At 66.9% G+C, this 20,047-nt stretch carries 15 protein-coding genes; 2 read left to right on the plus strand and 13 right to left on the minus strand.

All coding sequences use genetic code 11. From position 1 onward, the window contains the following. The first annotated feature begins 4 nt into the window (after nucleotides 1–4). A complete protein-coding gene (locus tag BCR55_RS06120) occupies nucleotides 5–1,297 on the plus strand; it encodes a D-amino acid dehydrogenase (RefSeq protein ID WP_065494342.1) in 1,293 nt (430 codons plus the stop codon). Here the strand turns inward: BCR55_RS06120 and thpR are convergent. The 5 genes from thpR to BCR55_RS06145 all read right to left on the minus strand — a co-directional run bounded on the left by thpR (nucleotide 1,294) and on the right by BCR55_RS06145 (nucleotide 10,944). Further along, entirely contained in the window at nucleotides 1,294–1,878 is a 585-nt protein-coding gene (thpR, locus tag BCR55_RS06125) for an RNA 2',3'-cyclic phosphodiesterase (protein ID WP_065494343.1), read from the minus strand. The genes BCR55_RS06120 and thpR overlap by 4 nt on opposite strands. Continuing rightward, entirely contained in the window at nucleotides 1,875–3,362 is a 1,488-nt protein-coding gene (locus BCR55_RS06130; RefSeq protein ID WP_053296735.1) for a sodium:alanine symporter family protein, read from the minus strand. The genes thpR and BCR55_RS06130 overlap by 4 nt, the downstream gene beginning before the upstream one ends. 323 nt (nucleotides 3,363–3,685) lie before the next feature. Then, the gene (locus tag BCR55_RS06135; protein WP_006400608.1) at nucleotides 3,686–5,152 is read right to left on the minus strand and encodes a glutamate synthase subunit beta; all 1,467 of its coding nucleotides are present in this window, start codon (nucleotides 5,150–5,152) and stop codon (nucleotides 3,686–3,688) included. 85 nt (nucleotides 5,153–5,237) lie between these two features. Beyond that, nucleotides 5,238–9,941, minus strand: a complete 4,704-nt coding sequence (locus BCR55_RS06140) for a glutamate synthase-related protein (RefSeq protein ID WP_006400609.1) — start codon at nucleotides 9,939–9,941, stop codon at nucleotides 5,238–5,240. A gap of 289 nt (nucleotides 9,942–10,230) precedes the next feature. Then, entirely contained in the window at nucleotides 10,231–10,944 is a 714-nt protein-coding gene (locus BCR55_RS06145; protein WP_006400610.1) for a transposase, read from the minus strand. A 192-nt stretch (nucleotides 10,945–11,136) separates the two neighbouring features. Here BCR55_RS06145 and BCR55_RS06150 point away from each other — a divergent pair, with 192 nt between their 5' ends. Continuing rightward, nucleotides 11,137–11,868, plus strand: a complete 732-nt coding sequence (locus BCR55_RS06150) for an OmpW family protein (protein ID WP_006406998.1) — start codon at nucleotides 11,137–11,139, stop codon at nucleotides 11,866–11,868. Between the two features lie 140 nt (nucleotides 11,869–12,008). Here the strand turns inward: BCR55_RS06150 and ugpQ are convergent, their stop codons facing one another. The 8 genes from ugpQ to BCR55_RS06190 all read right to left on the minus strand — a co-directional run bounded on the left by ugpQ (nucleotide 12,009) and on the right by BCR55_RS06190 (nucleotide 20,043). Further along, on the minus strand, nucleotides 12,009–12,785 hold the full coding sequence (ugpQ, locus tag BCR55_RS06155; RefSeq protein WP_053296734.1) for a glycerophosphodiester phosphodiesterase: 777 nt from the start codon (nucleotides 12,783–12,785) through the stop codon (nucleotides 12,009–12,011). 19 nt (nucleotides 12,786–12,804) lie between these two features. Further along, on the minus strand, nucleotides 12,805–13,890 hold the full coding sequence (locus BCR55_RS06160) for a sn-glycerol-3-phosphate import ATP-binding protein UgpC (RefSeq protein ID WP_045593833.1): 1,086 nt from the start codon (nucleotides 13,888–13,890) through the stop codon (nucleotides 12,805–12,807). A 31-nt stretch (nucleotides 13,891–13,921) separates the two neighbouring features. Further along, nucleotides 13,922–14,767: a sn-glycerol-3-phosphate ABC transporter permease UgpE gene (gene ugpE, locus BCR55_RS06165; RefSeq protein ID WP_006407001.1), complete on the minus strand. Its 846-nt coding sequence runs from the start codon at nucleotides 14,765–14,767 to the stop codon at nucleotides 13,922–13,924. Then, a complete protein-coding gene (gene ugpA, locus BCR55_RS06170) occupies nucleotides 14,764–15,648 on the minus strand; it encodes a sn-glycerol-3-phosphate ABC transporter permease UgpA (RefSeq protein ID WP_035947782.1) in 885 nt (294 codons plus the stop codon). Before ugpA ends, ugpE begins: the two co-directional genes overlap by 4 nt. 92 nt (nucleotides 15,649–15,740) lie before the next feature. Then, on the minus strand, nucleotides 15,741–17,075 hold the full coding sequence (gene ugpB / locus BCR55_RS06175) for a sn-glycerol-3-phosphate ABC transporter substrate-binding protein UgpB (protein WP_006411272.1): 1,335 nt from the start codon (nucleotides 17,073–17,075) through the stop codon (nucleotides 15,741–15,743). An 88-nt stretch (nucleotides 17,076–17,163) separates the two neighbouring features. Continuing rightward, on the minus strand, nucleotides 17,164–18,348 hold the full coding sequence (locus BCR55_RS06180) for a deoxyguanosinetriphosphate triphosphohydrolase (RefSeq protein ID WP_088927976.1): 1,185 nt from the start codon (nucleotides 18,346–18,348) through the stop codon (nucleotides 17,164–17,166). Between the two features lie 64 nt (nucleotides 18,349–18,412). Continuing rightward, nucleotides 18,413–19,492 carry a 3-dehydroquinate synthase gene (gene aroB, locus BCR55_RS06185; RefSeq protein WP_006400618.1) on the minus strand — a complete coding sequence of 360 codons (1,080 nt, stop codon included), beginning with the start codon at nucleotides 19,490–19,492 and terminating at the stop codon, nucleotides 18,413–18,415. Then, a complete protein-coding gene (locus BCR55_RS06190; RefSeq protein WP_012467729.1) occupies nucleotides 19,489–20,043 on the minus strand; it encodes a shikimate kinase in 555 nt (184 codons plus the stop codon). Before BCR55_RS06190 ends, aroB begins: the two co-directional genes overlap by 4 nt. Nucleotides 20,044–20,047 lie beyond the last annotated feature (4 nt).

The following is a 20,047-nucleotide window of genomic DNA, read 5'->3' on the forward strand; positions in this document are numbered from 1 at the left end:
CCGCATGCATGTGATCGTCCTCGGCGCCGGCGTGATCGGCGTCGCTACCGCCTGGCACCTGCGCGAAGCGGGCTGCGACGTCACCGTGATCGAACGCGAGGCCGACGTCGCGCAGGCGACGAGCTTCGGCAACGCGGGCGTGATCGCGCCCGGCTACGTGACGCCGTGGGCCGCGCCCGGGATGCCGGGCAAGCTCGTCAAATACCTGTTTCGGCCCGCGTCGCCGCTGATCTTCCGCCCGACGCTCGATCCCGCGCAATGGCGCTGGATCGCACGCTGGCTGCGCGAATGCGAATTCGAACGGTTCCGCGCGAACAAGCAGCGGATGCAGCGCATCGCGTATTACAGCCGCGCGTGTTTGCATGCGTTTCGCGAACGGCATCCGTTCGACTACGGCGCGAGCCGCGGCTATCTGCAGCTGCTGCGCAGCGCATTCGACGTCGACATGGTGCAGCCCGCACTGAACGTGCTGCGCGATGCCGGCATCGCGTTTCACGAGCTCGACGCGGCCGGCTGCATCGCGGTCGAACCGGGGCTGCGCTGGGCGCGGCAGGCACCCGTCGGCGGCATCTACCTGCCCGACGACGAAGCCGGCGACTGCGCGCGCTTCACGCGCGAACTGCGGGCGCTCTGCGACGCGAACGGCGTGGCGTTTCGCTTCGGCACCGACGTGCGTGCGCTCGACGTCGCCGGGCGGCGTGCGCGCGGCGTGTGCATCGCGCCGACCGGTCCGCATGGCGGCAACGGCGACGCCCGCGGCGATGCGGTGCTCGCCGCCGATGCGATCGTCGTCGCGCTCGGCGTCGACAGTGCCGATCTGCTGGGCCGCTACGGCATCGACGTGCCGCTGTATCCGGTGAAGGGCTATTCGGCGACGCTGTCCGTCGTCGACGACGAACGCGCGCCTCGGGCCGCGCTGATGGACGAATCGCTGAAGACGGCGATCACGCGTTTCGGCCCGACGCTGCGCGTGGCCGGCACCGCGGAACTCGGCAACCGGCGCGCGGCACTGCGGCAGCGCGCGCTCGACACGCTGATGACCGTGCTCGACGACTGGTTTCCGCATGCGGCGGACCGCGCGTCGGTACGCTTCTGGGCCGGCCGCCGGCCGATGACGCCCGACGGGCCGCCGCTGCTCGGCGCGAGCGGAATCGAGGGTCTCTGGCTAAACGTCGGCCACGGTTCGACCGGCTGGGCAATGTCGATGGGATCGGGCAAGGTGCTCGCGGATCTCGTGACCGGCCGCGAACCGGAGATCGATCTGTCCGGACTGACGCTCGCGCGCTACGCGCGTTAGGTCCACTCGCCGGGCTCGCCGGGCCCGCGGTGCTCGAGGCATGCGATCGGCACCGACACGATCGGCCGATGCGATACGCCTTCGTGCGACAGCCGGCTTTCGAACAGCGTCAGCGCATCGAAGCGCAGCGCGACCGGCCGCCCCGGCGCGCCGCCGTGCGCGGGCTGCCCGACCGCCTCGCGCGGCAATCGCGCGAGCGTCACGTGCGGCCGGAACGGACGCGGATCGGCCGGCAGGCCGAGTTCGGCGAGCGACGCCGTCAGCGCCGCGTTGAGCGCCGCACAGGCGGGCTCGCGCGCGAGTTCGGCGACGATCAGCCGCGCCCGCGGCAGGCTCGGCCACCACGCGATGCGCTCGACCGGCTGCGGCGGCAACGGATGCGCGGCGGCCAGCGCCGGCAGACGCGCCGCGAGCGCGTCGCATCGATCGCGCTCGATCGCGCCGATGAACGCGAGCGTGACGTGCAGTTGCGCGGCGAGCGTGCGCCGCGCGCCGCGTGCGACCGGCAACGCGTGCAGCGCGTCGCGCGATGCCGCATCGGGCATCAGCGCGACGAAAACGCGCAGCCGGTCGCCGTTCATGATTCGCGGACGGCCACGCGCGGCTCGCCGACCGCATCGGCCGCCGGGCGCTGCGGCAGCGGGCCGTGCTCGCCCCATACGTCGGCCGGCAGCACGCGCGCGAGTTCGGGAATCGTGTTGCGCGTGAAGACCGGATCGGCGACGCCTGCCGCACGCTGGCGACGATAGTCTCGCCACGCGGCGTGCACGTACTTGCCGAGCGCGACGATCGCGATCAGGTTGACGATCGCCATCAGCCCCATGCTCGTATCGGCCATCGCCCAGACGAGCGGCAGCTGCCCGACGCTGCCGAACATCACCATGCCGAGCACCGCGACGCGGAACAGCGGCAGCACGCCGCGCCGCTTCGTGATGAAGTCGACGTTGCCTTCCGCATACGCGTAATTGCCGATCACCGACGAGAACGCGAGGAAGAAGATCGCGACGGCCATGTAGATGCCGCCCCAGTCGCCGACGTGGCTCGAGATCGCGCGCTGCGTGAGCGCCGCGCCTTCCATGCCCGTGCCGAGCTCATACTGGCCGGACAGCAGGATCACGAACGCGGTCGCACTGCAGATCACGATCGTGTCGACGAACACGCCGAGCATCTGGATCAGCCCCTGCGTGACCGGATGCCGCGTGCCCGCCGTCGCGGCCGCGTTCGGCGCGCTGCCCATGCCGGCCTCGTTCGAGAACAGCCCGCGCTTCACGCCGATCGCGATCGCCTGGCCGACCGCATAGCCGGTCAGGCCGCCGGCCGCCTGCTCGAGGCCGAACGCGCTCTTCACGATCAACGCGATCACGCCGGGCACCAGCGTGATGTGCGTCGCGACCGCGTAGACCGCGAGCGCGAGATAGCCGATCGCCATCACCGGCACGATCACCTGCGCGACCGACGCGATGCGTCGGATCCCGCCGAAGATGATCGGCGCGGTCAGCAGCACGAGGCCGAGGCCGACGGTCTCGCGGCGCCAGCCGAACGATGTGTCGAACGCGTCGGCGATCGCATTGGCCTGCACCGCGTTGAACACGAAGCCGAACGCGAGGATCAGGGACAGCGAGAACAGCACGCCGAAGCCGCGCGAGCGCAGGCCGGTCTGGATGTAGTACGCGGGACCGCCGCGATACGAGCCGTCCGGATGCGACACCTTGAAGATCTGTGCGAGCGTCGCCTCGACGAATGCCGACGACATCCCGACCAGCGCCGTCATCCACATCCAGAAGATCGCGCCCGGCCCGCCGACCGTCAGCGCGACCGCGACGCCCGCGATATTGCCGGTGCCGACGCGGCTCGCCAGCCCCGTCGCGAACGCCTGGAACGACGAGATGCTGCCCGGCTCGCCCTTGCTGCCGACGAGCCGGATGCTGAGGAACAACGCCTTAAGCTGAATCATCCGGAACCGCAGCGTGAACCACGCGCCCACGCCGAGCAGTAGCGCAATCAGCACGTAGTTCCACAGCACGCCGTTGACGGCGTCGATCAGCCCATGCACGAGTGCTTCCATCCAGTGTCCTTACAAATAGGTCAGTAACATGCGGCGGCCGTCAGCGGCCGGAGGGGCGACATGATATGACAGTTTGCGAGGATCATTACAAACCGAAAGGATTCGCGATCGCGAAAAATAGCCGTCGAATGTGATCAGGTTAGGCGATGCTTCGCGAAAATGCGGCGCTCGTGGCGTCAGGGCGCAGCGTCGATGGCGGCGAGGCGAAGCTTGCCGAAGCCGAAGAAACGCGGTCAAGAAACCGCATGCACGCAGGCGTGCGGCCGAAAAAAAACCGGGCGCCCTCTCGGACGCCCGGCTTCATCGAAACCCGCTCGCGATGCTCAGCGCGGCAGTTCCGAATGCCCCATCAGGTACGCGTCGACCGAGCGCGCGCACTGGCGGCCTTCGCGGATCGCCCAGACGACGAGCGACTGGCCGCGGCGCATATCGCCGGCCGCGAACACCTTGTCGACCGACGTGTAGTACGCGCGATCGCCTTCGGTCGCCGCGCGCGCGTTGCCGCGCGCATCCTTCGCGACGCCGAACGCCTCGAGCACCGGCGCGGCCGGCTGCGTGAAGCCCATCGCGAGCAGCACGAGATCGGCCTTCATCTCGAACTCCGAGCCCGGCACTTCCTGCATCTTGCCGTCCTTCCACTCGACGCGCGCCGCGACGAGCTTCTCGACCTTGCCGTTCTTGCCTTCGAAGCGCTTCGTCGCGACAGCCCAGTCGCGCTCGCAGCCTTCCTCGTGCGACGACGACGTGCGCAGCTTGATCGGCCAGTACGGCCACACGAGCGGCTTGTTTTCCTCTTCCGGCGGCTGCGGCAGCAGTTCGAACTGCGTGACGTGCTTCGCGCCGTGGCGGTTCGACGTGCCGACGCAGTCCGAACCGGTGTCGCCGCCGCCGATCACGACGACGTGCTTGCCCTTCGCGAGCAACTGATCGACGAGCTTGTCGCCGGCATTCACGCGGTTCTGCTGCGGCAGGAAGTCCATCGCGAAATGGATGCCGGCCAGTTCGCGGCCCGGCACCGGCAGGTCGCGCGGCGTCTCCGAGCCGCCCGCGATCACGACCGCGTCGAACTCCTCCTTCAGCGTCTCCGGCGAGATCGTTTCCTTCGCGAGATTGCCGATCGATTCCGGCAGCGGATCCTTGCCGATGAACACGCTCGTGCGGAACGTCACGCCTTCCGCTTCCATCTGGCGCATCCGGCGATCGATCAGCCACTTCTCGAGCTTGAAATCGGGAATCCCGTAACGCAGCAGGCCGCCGATCCGGTCGTTCTTCTCGAACACCGTCACGTCGTGGCCCGCGCGCGCGAGCTGCTGCGCAGCCGCGAGGCCCGCCGGGCCCGAGCCGACGACGGCGACCTTCTTGCCCGTCTTGTGCGCGGCCGGCTGCGGCTTCACCCAGCCTTCGGCCCACGCCTTGTCGATGATCGCGTGCTCGATCGACTTGATGCCGACCGGATCGTTGTTGATGCCGAGCGTGCAGGCGGCTTCGCACGGCGCCGGGCAGATGCGGCCCGTGAACTCGGGGAAGTTGTTCGTCGAATGCAGGACTTCGATCGCCTGCTGCCAGTCCTGGCGGTAAACGAGATCGTTGAAGTCCGGAATGATGTTGTTGACCGGGCAGCCGTTGTTGCAGAACGGGATGCCGCAGTCCATGCAGCGCGCGCCCTGGATCTTCGCGTCCGCGTCGGACAGCGCCGCGACGAATTCCTTGTAGTGCTTCACGCGCGTGAGCGGTGCTTCGTACGCCTCGTGGCGGCGTTCGAACTCCAGAAAACCGGTTGCCTTGCCCATAAGGTGCTCTTCTGTTCGATGTATCGGGTGGGGGAGCCGCGCGCGGCGTTCATGCGCGCGCGGCCTTCGCTATGTCGTTCGTCGCTCAGGCGGCCAGCGCTTCCTTCGCCGCCTTCTTCGCACCGATCTCGCCCAGCGCGCGCTTGTATTCGTGCGGGAACACCTTCACGAACTGGCGCCGCGCCGCGTCCCAGTTTTCCAGCAGCGACTTCGCGCGCGGCGAGCCGGTGAACTGGAAGTGACGCTCGACGAGCCCCTTGAGCAACGCTTCGTCGGTCATGCCCGCATGCCAGAGCGCGCGGTCGACCGTGCGCTCCTGCTCGGCCTGCTGCAGCACCGGATCGAGCGCGACCATCGACTTGTTGCACTTCGCGGCGAACGTGCCGTCCGGGTCGTACACGTAGGCCACGCCGCCCGACATGCCGGCCGCGAAGTTGCGCCCCGTCTCGCCGAGCACGACGACCGTGCCGCCCGTCATGTATTCGCAGCCGTGGTCGCCCGTGCCCTCGACGACCGCCGTCGCGCCCGAGTTGCGCACGCAGAAGCGTTCGCCCGCGACGCCGCGGAAGAAGGCTTCGCCTTCGAGCGCGCCGTACATCACCGTGTTGCCGCAGATGATGTTTTCCTCGGACTTGCCGCGGAAGTCGTTGGTCGGACGAATGATGATGCGGCCGCCCGACAGCCCCTTGCCGACGTAGTCGTTGCCGTCGCCGACGAGATCGAGCGTGACGCCCTTCGCGAGGAACGCGCCGAAGCTCTGGCCGGCCGTGCCCTTCAGCTGGATGTGCACGGCGTCGTCCGCGAGGCCGTCGTGGCCGTGCTTCTTCGCGATCACGCCCGACAGCATCGCGCCGACCGTGCGGTTCACGTTGCGCACCGGCTGGATGAACGACACATGCTCGCCGTTCTCGATCGCGGCCTTCGCCTTCTCGATCAGCACGTGGTCGAGCGCACGCTCGAGCCCGTGATCCTGGCTTTCGACGTGGCGGCGGGCGACCTCCTCGCAGCCTTCCGGCTGGTAGAACACGCGCGAGAAGTCGAGCCCCTTCGCCTTCCAGTGCTCGATGCCCTTGCGCATGTCGAGCAGATCCGCGCGGCCGATCAGATCGTCGAACTTCGCGATGCCGAGCTGCGCCATGATCTCGCGCACTTCCTCGGCGACGAAGAAGAAGTAGTTGACGACGTGCTCGGGCTGGCCCTTGAACTTCGCACGCAGCACCGGATCCTGCGTCGCGACGCCGACCGGGCACGTGTTCAGGTGGCACTTGCGCATCATGATGCAGCCTTCGACGACGAGCGGCGCCGTCGCGAAGCCGAATTCGTCCGCGCCGAGCAGCGCGCCGATCACGACGTCGCGGCCGGTCTTCATCTGACCGTCGGCCTGCACGCGGATGCGCCCGCGCAGGCGGTTCAGCACGAGCGTCTGCTGCGTTTCCGCGAGGCCGAGCTCCCACGGCGTGCCCGCATGCTTGACCGACGACAGCGGCGATGCGCCGGTGCCGCCGTCGTGGCCGGCGATCACGACGTGATCGGCCTTCGCCTTCGCGACACCTGCGGCGACCGTGCCGACGCCCACTTCCGACACGAGCTTCACCGAGATGCTCGCGGCCGGGTTCACGTTCTTCAGGTCGTGAATCAGCTGCGCGAGATCCTCGATCGAGTAGATGTCGTGGTGCGGCGGCGGCGAAATCAGGCCGACGCCCGGCACCGAATAACGCAGCTTGCCGATGTACTCGGACACCTTGTGGCCCGGCAGCTGGCCGCCTTCGCCCGGCTTCGCGCCCTGCGCCATCTTGATCTGGATCTGGTCGGCCGACGCGAGATACTCGGCCGTCACGCCGAAGCGGCCCGACGCGACCTGCTTGATCTTCGAGCGCAGCGAATCGCCTTCCTTCAGCGGAATGTCGGAGACGACTTCGTCGCCGATCACCGACTTCAGCGTCTCGCCGGCCTTGATCGGAATGCCGCGCAGCTCGTTGCGATAACGGTTCTCGTCTTCGCCGCCTTCGCCGGTGTTCGACTTGCCGCCGATCCGGTTCATCGCGATCGCGAGCGTCGCGTGCGCTTCGGTGCTGATCGAGCCGAGCGACATCGCGCCCGTCGCGAAGCGCTTGACGATTTCCTTCGCCGGTTCGACGTCGTCGATCGGGATCGCCTTGGTCGGCTGGACCTTGAACTCGAACAGCCCGCGGAACGTCATGTGACGCTTGGTCTGATCGTTGATCAGGTGCGCGTATTCCTTGTACGTCTGGTACGAATTGCTGCGCGTCGCGTGCTGCAGCTTCGCGATCGAGTCGGGCGTCCACATGTGGTCTTCGCCGCGCACGCGGTACGCGTACTCGCCGCCCGCGTCGAGCATGTCGCGCAGGACCGGGTTGTCCCCGAACGCGTCGCGGTGCAGGCGGATCGCCTCTTCCGCGACTTCGAACAGGCCGATCCCGCCGACCTTCGATGCGGTGCCCTTGAAGTACTTCTCGACGAGGTCGCTCGACAGGCCGAGCGCTTCGAAGATCTGCGCGCCCGTGTACGACATGTACGTCGAGATGCCCATCTTCGACATCACTTTCTGCAGGCCCTTGCCGATCGCCTTCGTGAAGTTGTAGATGGCCTTCTCCGGCGACAAGTCGCCCGACAGCCCTTCGGCCATCTTCGCGAGCGTCTCCATCGCGAGGTACGGATGCACGGCTTCCGCGCCGTAGCCGGCGAGCAGCGCGAAGTGATGCGTTTCGCGCGCCGAGCCCGTTTCGACGACGAGACCCGTGCTCGTGCGCAGGCCTTGCTGGACGAGGTGCGTGTGGATCGCCGAGGTCGCGAGCAGTGCCGGAATCGCGACATGCTCGGCGTCCGTCTTGCGGTCCGACACGATCAGGATGTTGTAGCCGGATTTCACGGCGTCGACGGCTTCCGCGCACAGCGACGCGAGACGCGCCTCGATGCCTTCCTTGCCCCACGCGACCGGGTAGCAGATGTTCAGCTCATACGCGCTGAACTTGCCGCCCGTGTATTGATCGATCGCGCGGATCTTCGCGATGTCCTTGAAGTCGAGCACCGGCTGCGACACTTCGAGACGCATCGGCGGGTTGATGTTGTTCGTGTCGAGCAGGTTCGGCTTCGGGCCGATGAACGACACGAGCGACATCACCATGTTCTCGCGGATCGGGTCGATCGGCGGGTTCGTGACCTGCGCGAACAGCTGCTTGAAGTAGTGATAGAGCGTCTTGTTCTTGTTCGACATCACCGCGAGCGGCGAGTCGTTGCCCATCGAGCCGACCGCTTCCTCGCCCTGCTGCGCCATCGGCGCCATCAGGAACTTCAGGTCTTCCTGCGTGTAGCCGAACGCCTGCTGGCGATCGAGCAGCGACGCGCCCTGCGCGCGGCCGGCCGCGACTTCCTCGGCCTTCGGCTCGATCTCGTCGAGCTTGATGCGCACGGCGTCGATCCAGCTCTTGTACGGCTTCGCGTTCGCGAGGTTGTCCTTGAGCTCCTTGTCGTCGATGATGCGGCCGTGTTCCATGTCGATCAGGAACATCTTGCCCGGCTGCAGACGCCACTTCTTGACGATCTTCGATTCCGGAATCGGCAGCGTGCCGGCTTCCGACGCCATGATCACGAGGTCGTCGTCCGTGACGATGTAGCGCGCCGGACGCAGCCCGTTACGGTCGAGCGTCGCGCCGATCTGACGGCCGTCGGTGAACGCGATCGCGGCCGGGCCGTCCCACGGCTCCATCATCGCGGCGTGATATTCGTAGAACGCGCGGCGGTTCTCGTCCATCAGCGTGTGCTGTTCCCACGCTTCCGGGATCATCATCATCACCGCGTGCACGAGCGGATAGCCGGCCATCACGAGCAGTTCGAGACAGTTGTCGAACGATGCGGTGTCCGACTGGCCCGGATAGATCAGCGGCCAGAGCTTCGGCAGATCGTCGCCGAGCACGTGCGACGCGATCGCGCCGGTGCGCGCGTTCAGCCAGTTCACGTTGCCCTTCACGGTGTTGATCTCGCCGTTGTGCGCGATCATCCGGTACGGGTGGGCAAGCTCCCACGCCGGGAACGTGTTGGTCGAGAAGCGCTGGTGCACGAGCGCGAGCGCCGACACGACGCGCTCGTCCTGCAGGTCGCGGTAGTACACGCCGACCTGGCCCGCGAGCAGCAGCCCCTTGTAGACGACCGTGCGCGCCGACATCGACGGCACGAAGTATTCCTTGCCGTGCTTGAGCTTGAGCGCCTGGATGCGGTGGCTCGCGGTCTTGCGGATCACGTACAGCTTCCGCTCGAGCGCGTCGGTCACCATGATGTCCTTGCCGCGGCCGATGAAGATCTGGCGGATCAGCGGCTCGCTGGCCTTTACGGCCGGCGAAATCGGCATCGTGTGGTCGACCGGCACGTCGCGCCAGCCGAGCACGACCTGCCCTTCGGCCTTCACCGTGCGCTCGAGCTCCTGCTCGCACGCGAGACGCGAGGCGTTTTCCTTCGGCAGGAAGATCATCCCCACCCCGTATTCGCCGGCCGGCGGCAGCGTCACGCCCTGCTTCGCCATCTCCTCGCGATAGAACGCGTCGGGAATCTGAATCAGGATGCCCGCGCCGTCGCCCATCAGCGGATCGGCGCCGACCGCGCCGCGGTGATCGAGGTTCTCGAGGATCTTCAGCCCTTGCTGAATGATCTCGTGGCTCTTCTTGCCCTTGATGTGGGCGACGAAGCCGACGCCGCAGGCGTCATGTTCGTTTTGCGGGTCGTAGAGACCTTGTGCGGCGGGCACCGCGGCGAGCGGCTGCTGGTGGTCGTTCATGGGGACACCGTCGTAAAGGGGCCCGGAGGGCCGTTGAACCATTTTGTTGTTTGCCGCCGATCCAGCTCCCGGCGGGAGACGGCGCGGCCGACGATGGAAGGGCGCGCTTCGCCCGGGCCACCGGAATTCGGAATATACGCGACGAATCAAAGGAATAGCAACAAAAACCGCTTGATCGAACCCCATTTAAAGGCGCGCCTCTATCTGGTGCTGTTTTATTGGGGACGTATCGTTTTGGTGCAAAAAGAAGCGGCGCCCGCAGCGCCGCTTCCCAAGCCGCCGTCGGCCCTTACTGCTGGATCGGCGGCGTGTTCTCGCGCACCTTTCTGGGGCGTCCGCGCGGCAGCGGCGACACGCGCCGATTGGCGGTGCGCGCAGCCCATTCGCGGTAGGTTTCGCCGCCGAGCACCCAGCCCTTCAGCGTCGCCTGCTGCAACTGGTCGGCCTGACGCTCGTCGAGCGGCTGCTCGCACAGCTCCTTGTAGGCGCGCTGCCGCTCGAACGGCGTGTTGCCGAGCGCCCAGTAGAGCGGATGGTCGGTGATCAGGCTGTCGACGGTGAGCCCGACGTGGTGCCGGTAGCTCGACCATCGGTATGCATCGGGCGTCGCGACGAGTTGCGCGCGCACCGGGCTCAATTCGACCACGCGGCTCGCGAGCAGGAAATAGCGTTCGCCTTCGATGACGGTCGCGCGGTAGCGGCCTTCCCACAGCGTGCCGCGCCGCGAGTAGCGCCGGTTGAAATGCGCGACGTAGCGGCGCCCCACCGCCTGCATCGCTTTCGGCAGGCTCGCCTCGTCGCTCGGCGTGACGAGCAGCTGAACCTGACGCGGCAGCAGCACGTAGGCGTGCACCGAGAGGTGATGATCGCGTGCGGCGGCCTTCAGACAATCGATGAAGAGTTCGTAGTCCTGGTCGTCAACGAACGCGGGTTGCTGATCCAGGCCGCGCAGTATCACGTGCTGCGGCTGGTCGGGTACGTAGAGTCGTGCTAACCGTGCCATGCTGAATGTCCGTTTGAACGCGTTAGGAAATACCCGGGGGTCCGAATGTGCGCACCTGCGTAGAATGCCCGCGCGGCGGTGCGCGAAAGCGTACGGTCGTACTAAACCTAGGGAGAAAACTCTAGCTTACGAGCTTGTTTGGTTTTAAACGCAGTCGTCATAATGAGCACGCCTTTGATCGGAGGAGACACAATGAAACGAAAACTGGCCATTACGGGGGCCGCGGCGCTCGCATTCGCACTGGCGGGCGGCACGGCACACGCACAATCTGCAGGTAGTTTTTACGTCAGCACCGGCTGGTTTCACCTGTCCCCGCAGGACAGCAGCGACCCGCTCTTTGTCTATGGCGTCGGCGGCACGCCCGTCAATCAGTCCGTTCCCAACACCGGTGCGGGCATCAACGATGCCGACACGCTCGGCCTGGCGACCGGCTACTTCCTCACCGACCACATTTCCACCGAATTCGTCCTCGGTGTGCCGCCGAAGTTCGACATCACCGGAAAAGGTCAGTTCGCGAACTTCGGCGTGCTCGGCCGCGCGTATCAGTGGAGCCCCGCACTGCTGCTGCGCTACCACTTCAACGACGCGAACGCGAAATTCCGCCCGTATGTCGGCATCGGCGCGACGTACGTCTGGTTCACCGGCGCGAAGATCACGAACACCGCGTTCGAGAACGGCGTGCTCGGCGGCCCCACCAGTGCAACGACGAGCAATCAGTGGGCCCCGGTCTTCAACGCAGGCTTCACGTACAACTTCACGAAGCACTGGTTCGCCGGCCTGTCGATTTCGTACGTGCCGGTGAGCGTCACCGCGACTTTCACCACCGCTCGCCGCACGCAGGTCGGCACGCTGACCGAAACCTCGAAAGCCCACATCTCGCTGAACCCGATCGTCACGTACCTGAACGTCGGCTACCGTTTCTAAGCGTAGTCGAATATTTGGGGAATGGTTAATCCCGCTGCAATTTGTAGCGGAATTTTCCCGCCGTAACGTCTCCGCGATGCAAAACGCCCCGGCCAAACCGCGCCGGGGCGTCGTCTTTTCGCGTCAGGCTCGTTGGCGCGCTAGGCCGCGCCCTGCACGACGTCGTCGAGCGCGTGCGGGCCGATCAGGTCGATCCGGTCCGTGCAGACCGCGTCGACACCCCAGCGCACCAGCTCACGCGCCCGCGCGAGGTCGTTCACCGTGTAAACCAGGATGCGCAGCCCGGCCGCCTTGATCGCGCGCACCTGCGTTTCGTCGAGACGCGTATGGTCGGCGTGCAGCGACACGCAGCCGAGCGCGTCGACGACCTGCGCGTGCCAGTCCGGCGGCACCGTTTCGTACAGCATCCCGCGCGGCAGCTCGGGCGCCGTCTCGCGCGCCTCGCGCAGCGCCTCGAACGAGAACGACGACAGCAGCGGCGGCACCGCCGCGCCGCGCCAGTATGCGGCCGCATCGGCGGCCACGCGCCGCCCGGTGTCGCGCTCGCGGCCCGGGCACGGCTTGATCTCGACGTTCGCCGCGAGACCGAGCGCAATGCAGCGAGCGGCGGCCGCCTCGAGCGTCGGCATCCGCTCGCCGGCAAAGCGCGCGTCGCGCCACGCGCCCGCGTCGAGCGCCGCGAGCGCCGCATAGCGCATGCCTGCAGCGGCGCCCTGGCCGTTCGAGGTGCGCTCGACCGTGTCGTCGTGCAGCAGGAACGTGACGTCGTCGGCCGACAGCTTCGCGTCGAACTCGACCATGCGATGGCCGCGCCGCGCGCCTTCGTCGAGCGCCGCGAGCGTGTTCTCGGGCGCGAGCGTGCCGCCGCCGCGGTGCGCGACCACGCGCGGATAGGGCCAGTCGGAGCGGGAAGTCATCGTCAGCCTCTCTGCGGATTCAGTCGGCGCGCCGGCCGGTTTCGGGATCGAAGAAATGCAGCCGGTGCGCAGGCAGGGCGACCGCCAGCGCGCTGCCGCGCGCCGGACGCTCCGCGTGCGGCAGCCGCACCGCGACGTCGTGACTGCCCCAGCGGCCGTGCGCGAGATTGTCGGCGCCGAGCAGTTCGCACGAATCGACCGGCAGCGTCGCGTGCGGGACGCCGGGCTGCGGCGTCATGTGTTCCGGACGCACGCCGAGCACCCAGTCGCGGCCGGTCGCGATCGCGCCGCCGATGCCGGGCGCGCCGGCCACCGGCAGCGCCGGCCCGCCGCCCGCGACGGTAAACGTCGCGCCGTCGTCCGACAGCCGGCCGTGCAGCAGATTCATCGCCGGCGATCCGATGAAGCCCGCGACGAACATCGTCGCCGGCCGTTCGTACACGTCGACCGGCGCGCCGATCTGCTCGGCGTAGCCGCGGTTCATCACGATCACGCGCTGCGCGAGCGTCATCGCCTCGATCTGGTCGTGCGTCACGTAGACGCTCGTCGTCGCGAGCCGCGCGTGCAGCCGCTGGATCTCGAGGCGCATCTGCACGCGCAGCTTCGCGTCGAGATTCGACAGCGGCTCGTCGAACAGAAACACCGACGGCTCGCGCACGATCGCACGCCCCATCGCGACGCGCTGCCGCTGACCGCCCGACAGCTCGCGCGGCCGCCGCGCGAGCAGCGCTTCGAGCTCGAGAATCTTCGCGGCCGCGGCGACGCGCGCGTCGATCGTCGCGCGGTCGATGCCGCGGATCTTCAGCCCATAGCCCATGTTCTGCGCGACCGTCATGTGCGGATACAGCGCGTAGTTCTGAAACACCATCGCAATGTCGCGATCCTTCGGCTCCAGCGCGTTCACGACGCGCCCGCCGATCGCGATCTCGCCGTCGGTCACGGTCTCGAGCCCCGCAATCATGCGCAGCAGCGTCGACTTGCCGCAACCCGACGGGCCCACCAGCACGATGAATTCGCCGTCGGCGATCTCCACGTCGATGCCGTGCAGCACGTGCTGCTTGCCGTCGTACGATTTCCTGACGCCCTTCAAGCTCAGCGCAGCCATACCCGATCCATCTCCCGTTTGCGTGCGTCGTTCATTTTTCGGAGTCGACGAGGCCGCGCACGAACCAGCGCTGCATCGCCAGCACGACGACGAGCGGCGGCACCATCGCCAGCAGCGTCGCCGCCATTACGTATTGCCATTCGGTCGCCGCGTCGCCGCTCGCGATCATCGTCTTGATTCCGACCACCGCCGTCGACAGCGACGCCTCCGTCGTGATCAGGATCGGCCACAGATACTGGTTCCAGCCGTAGATGAACGTGATCACGAACAGCGCGGCGATGCTCGTCTTCGACAGCGGCAGCACGACGTCCCAGAAAAAGCGCAGCGGGCCCGCGCCGTCGATGCGCGCGGCGTCCATCAGCTCGTCGGGCAGCGTCATGAAGAACTGGCGGAACAGGAAGGTCGCGGTCGCCGACGCGATCAGCGGCAGCGTGAGCCCCGCATAGCTGTTCGTCAGATGCAGCGTCGACACGACCTGCACGGTCGGAAAGATCCGCACTTCGACCGGCAGCATCAGCGTGACGAAGATCAGCCAGAACGCGGCGTTGCGAAACGGAAAGCGGAAATAGACGATCGCGTACGCGGACAGGATCGACACCGCGATCTTGCCGACCGCGATCCCGAGCGCCATCGCGAAGCTGTTCAGCAGCAATCGGCCGAACGGCGCGGTCGTGCCGCCGCTGCCGTGCCCCCAGATGTACGCGACGTTCTCGAACAGATGCGTGCTCGGCACGAGCGACAGCGGCACCGTGAACACTTCCTGCGCGTTCATCGTCGCCGCGCAGAACGCGACGTACACCGGAAACACGATCAGCACGACGCCGGCGATCAGCACCGCGTGGCAGAACAGGTCGAAGCCCTTGCGATTCTCGATCATGCGTATTGCACCCTGCGTTCGACGAAGCGGAACTGGATCACGGTGAGCCCGACCACGATGATCATCAGCACGACCGACTGCGCGCCGGAGCTGCCGATGTCGAGGCCCTGAAAGCCTTCCGCGAAGATCTTGTAGATCAGCGTCTTCGTGCTCTGCGCCGGGCCGCCGCCGGTGGCGGCATCGATCACCGGGAACGTGTCGAAGAACGCGTAGACGAGATTCACGACGAGCAGGAAAAAGCTCGTCGGCGACAGGAGCGGCAGCACGATGTTGAAGAAGCGCCGCACCGGGCCCGCGCCGTCGATCGCGGCCGCCTCGATCAGCGAGCGCGGGATCGCCTGCAGCCCCGCGTAGAAGAACAGGAAGTTGTAGCTGACCTGCTTCCACACCGACGCCAGCACGACGAGGAACATCGCCTGCCCGCCGTTCAATGCATGGTTCCACACGATGCCCTGCTTCGCGAGCGCATACGTGACGAGCCCGATGCTCGGGTTGAACAGGAAGGCCCAAAGCACGGCCGCGATCGTCGGCGCGACCGCGTACGGCCAGATCAGCAGCGTGCGATACGCGCGCGCGCCGCGCGTCACGCGATCCGCACATGCGGCGAGCAGCAGCGACACGATCAGCCCGCTCACCGTGACGAGCGCACTGAACACCAGCGTCGTGCGAAACGAATCGAGATAGAGCGGATCCGCGAACAGGTGCGCGAAGTTCGCGAGGCCGACGAACTCGCTCGACGTGCCGAACGCGTCCTGCATCTGCGTCGACTGCCACAGCGCGACGCCGGCCGGCCAGAGGAAGAACACGGCGGTGATCGCGAGCTGCGGCGCGATCAGCAGATACGGCAGCAGGCTCGTGCCGAAACGGGAACGGGATTGCATCGCGGAGATCCGGTCAGACGAAACGGAAACGAAGCCGCGCCGCGGCGCGCGGCGCATGTGCGACGCGGCCCGCGGCACGGCGCGAGACGGGCTCAGCCGCCCGACTTCTCGAAGCGGCGCAGCAGTTCGTTGCCGCGCGACGCCGCCGCGTCGAGCGCGTCCTTCGGCGACTTCTTCTGCGCCCACACCTGCTCGAGCTCTTCGTCGACGACCGTGCGGATCTGCGGCATGTTGCCGAGGCGCAGCCCCTTCGTATAGGGCAGCGGCGGCTTGTTCAGCATCTGCTTGATCGCGGTTTCGGCGCTCGGATTCTTCGCATAGAAGCCCTGCTGGCGCGTGAGGTCGTAGGCGGCGGTCGTGACCGGCAGGTAGCCCGTCTCCTGGTGCCACTTCGCGGCGATCGGCGGCGACGCGAGGAACGCGAGGAATTTCGCGACCCCCTTGTACGTCGCCGGATCCTTGCCGGCCAGCACCCACAGGCTCGCGCCGCCGATGATCGCATTCTGCGGCGCGCCCTTCACGTTCGCGTCGTACGGCATCATCCCGGTGCCGTAGCTGAACTTCGCGAATTTCTGCACGTTCGCGAGCGCGCCCGACGACGTCGTCATGATGCCGCAGTCGCCGCTATAGAACTTCGCGGACGCCTCGTCCTTGCGGCCCGCGTATGTAAACGTGCCGTCCTTCGCCATCTCTTGCAGGAACGCGACGTGCGCAATCTGCTGCGGCTTGTTGAACTCGAGCACCGCGTCCGAGCCGTCGAAGCCGTTGTTGCGGCTCGCGAACGGCAGCGCATGCCACGCGCTGTAGTTCTCGAGCTGAATCCAGCCCTGCCAGCCCGTCGTGAAGCCGCACGTCATGCCGGCCTTGCGCAGCTTCTCCGAATCGGCCTTCACGTCCGCCCAGGTCTTCGGCGGCTGGTTCGGGTCGAGGCCGGCCTTCTTGAACGCGTCCTTGTTGTAGTACAGCACCGGCGTCGAGCTGTTGAACGGCATCGACACGAGATGGCCCGTCTTCGCGTCGCTGTAGTAGCTCGCGATCGTCGGCACGAACGCCTTTTCGTCGAGCGGCACGCCGGCCTGCCTGAACACGTCGTACACCGGCACGACGGCCTTCTTCGCCTGCATCATCGTGGCCGTGCCGACTTCGTACACCTGCAGGATCGCCGGCGCGTTGCCGCTGCGATAGGCGGCGATACCGGCCGCGAGCGTCTGGTCGTAGGTGCCCTTGAAGACCGGCACGATCTTGTAATCGCTCTGCGACGCGTTGAATTGCGTCGCCAGCTCGTTCACGCGCTCGCCGAGCGCGGCTTCCATCGCGTGCCAGAACTGGATCTCCGTCACCGCGAATGCCGCATGCTGCACACCGAACATCAGCGCGCCGCCGAGCACGATCGAACGAACCACGGTCCCCGCAGGCTTCTTCTTCATCGACCTCTCCTATGAAAACGTTACCAACAGCGTGTGCAAGCTTCCCGTCGCCATTGAACCGGCGAAGTCTAGTGATCGTTTATGACAGTCAGTTGTCGTTGATGACGAACAGCCGCTGGTACTCCTTCAGCGCGAACCGGTCGGTCATCCCGGCGATGTAATGCGCGACGAGACGCGGCTGCTGCGCGCGATCGTCGGACTGATAGGGCGGCGGCAGCAGGCGCGGATCGTCGATGAACGCATCGAACAGCCCGGTGACGACGCGCTGCGCCTTGCTCGCCATGCGCATCACCTTGTAGTGGCGATACAGGTTCTTGAATAGGAAACGCTTGAGCGCGGCCGCCTGCGCGGCCACGGGCTCGCTGTGCGATACGAGCGGCGGCGCCGCGCGCACGTCGTCGATCGATGCGGGCGCGACGCGCGCGAGATTGCGCGTCGTTTCGTCGATCAGGTCGACGATCAGCGTGTTGATGATGCGGCGCACCGTCTCGTGCACGAGGCGGCGGCCTTCGAGATGGGGAAACTCGGCGAGCGCCTGCTCGTAGTGGCGCTGCCACAGCTCGACTTCCGCGAGCTGCTCGATCGTGATCAGCCCTGAGCGCAGACCGTCGTCGACGTCGTGATTGTTGTAGGCGATCTCGTCCGCGATGTTCGCGAGCTGCGCTTCGAGCGACGGCTGCCGCCCCTGCAGGAAACGCTCGCCGAGCGCACCGAGCTTGCGCGCGTTCTCGCGCGAGCAATGCTTCAGGATCCCTTCGCGCGTTTCGAAACACAGGTTCAACCCGTTGAACGCGCCGTAATGTTCCTCGAGCTCGTCGACGACCGCGAGGCTCTGCAGGTTGTGTTCGAAGCCGCCGTATTCGCGCATGCAGGCATTCAGCGCATCCTGCCCGGCATGACCGAACGGCGTATGGCCGAGATCGTGCGCGAGCGAGATCGCTTCGACGAGATCCTCGTTCAGGCGCAGGTTCCGCGCGACCGAACGCGCGATCTGCGCGACTTCGAGGCTATGCGTGAGACGCGTGCGGAACAGGTCGCCTTCGTGATTGACGAATACCTGCGTCTTGTATTCGAGCCGGCGAAACGCGGTGGAGTGAACGATGCGGTCGCGGTCGCGCTGGAATTCGGTGCGTGCCGCGGGCGGCGCCTCCGGGTAGCGGCGGCCGCGCGATTGCGAGGCATGCGCGGCATACGGAGCGAGGTGGGCTTCCAGCGCCGCCAGCGTGGGCGGCTCGACGACGGCGGCGGCTGGGCCACGGCCGGTTTCGGGCAGATTGCGGCTGGATGTCTCGCTCACGTCTCCTCCATGTCAGGGGCGCCGGGCGTCCGGGGCCCGATTACCGGGTCGTATGCGCCAGTGTAGCGAACACCGCTTCGTCGGGCGCCTGCGTGATCAGCGTATCGCCGAAGCGCTTCAGCAAAATGAACTTGATCGCGCCGGCTTCGGCCTTCTTGTCGACGCGCATCAGCTCCATGTAACGCGCATCGCCGAGCGCCGGCCCGCGCGTCGGTAGATGCGCGGCCGCGATCACCGCGTCGAGCCGCTGCCGCGACGCGTCGTCGAGCAGCCCGAGCCGCACCGACAGATCGGCCGCCATCACCATCCCGCAGCCGACCGCCTCGCCGTGCAGCCATTCGCCGTAGCCGAGGCCCGCCTCGATCGCGTGGCCGAACGTATGTCCGAAATTGAGGATCGCGCGCAGGCCGCCCTCGCGCTCGTCGGCCGCGACGACGCTCGCCTTGATCTCGCACGACCGCTTCACCGCATGCGCAAGCGCCGCGGGATCGCGCCGGTTCAGCGCGTCGACGTTCGCCTCGATCCAGTCGAAGAATGCGGCATCGGCGATCGCGCCGGTCTTGATGACCTCGGCGATGCCGGCCGCGAGCTCGCGCTCGGGCAGCGTCGTCAGCGCGCCGATGTCGGCGATCACCGCCTGCGGCTGGTAAAACGCGCCGATCATGTTCTTGCCGAGCGGATGATTGATGCCCGTCTTGCCGCCGACCGACGAATCGACCTGCGACAGCAGCGTGGTCGGCACCTGGATGAACGGCACGCCGCGCATGTAGCAGGCGGCGGCAAAGCCCGTCATGTCGCCGATCACGCCGCCGCCGAGTGCGACGAGCGTCGTCTTGCGATCGGCGCGCTCGCCGAGCAGCCCGTCGAAAATGAGGTTCAGCGTTTCCCAGTTCTTGTAGGCTTCGCCGTCGGGCAGCACGACCGTCGACACGTGCTTGCCGAGCGGCGCGAGCGCCGCGCGCAGCGCGTCGCCGTAGAGCGGATCGACCGTCGTGTTCGTGACGATCGTCACCGACGAACCTTTGATGTGGGGAGCGAACAGCTCGGCGCGGCCGATCAGGCCGGCGCCAATGTGAATCGGGTAGGCGCGGTCGCCCAGATCGACGTTGACAGTAATCATGCTTGTAGCGGCTTGGCGACGACGCCCGCCAGTTCGAGTTGCATCAGCACCATGTTGACGAGACCGTTGACGGACGGGCGGCCCGTTTCGATCACGAAGTCCGCGCATTCGCGGTACAGCGGGTCGCGCACTTCGTAGAGCGCTTCGAGACGGGCCTTCGGATCGTCGGTCTGCAGCAGCGGACGATTTTTGTCCTTGCGTGTGCGAAGCCACAGATCGTGCGGGTTGGCGCGCAGATAGACGACGATGCCGTTGCCTTTCAGGCACGCGCGATTTTCGGCCCGCAGCACCGCGCCGCCGCCCGTCGCGAGCACGATGTTCTCGCGCTGCGTGAGTTCGGCGATCATCTGCGCTTCGCGGTCGCGAAATCCGGCCTCGCCCTCCAGCTCGAAGATCACCGGAATGCGCGCGCCCGTGCGGGCCTCGATTTCGTGGTCGGAGTCGAAGAACGTCCTGTCGAGCCGGCGCGCGACCGCACGGCCCACGGTGGTCTTACCCGCTCCCATAAGGCCGACGAAAAATACGTTTGCATGTGGGTCCCGCGCTTGCAACGGC

The sequence above is a fragment of the Burkholderia sp. CCA53 genome (assembly GCF_001685525.1).
GTDB lineage: Bacteria > Pseudomonadota > Gammaproteobacteria > Burkholderiales > Burkholderiaceae > Burkholderia > Burkholderia multivorans.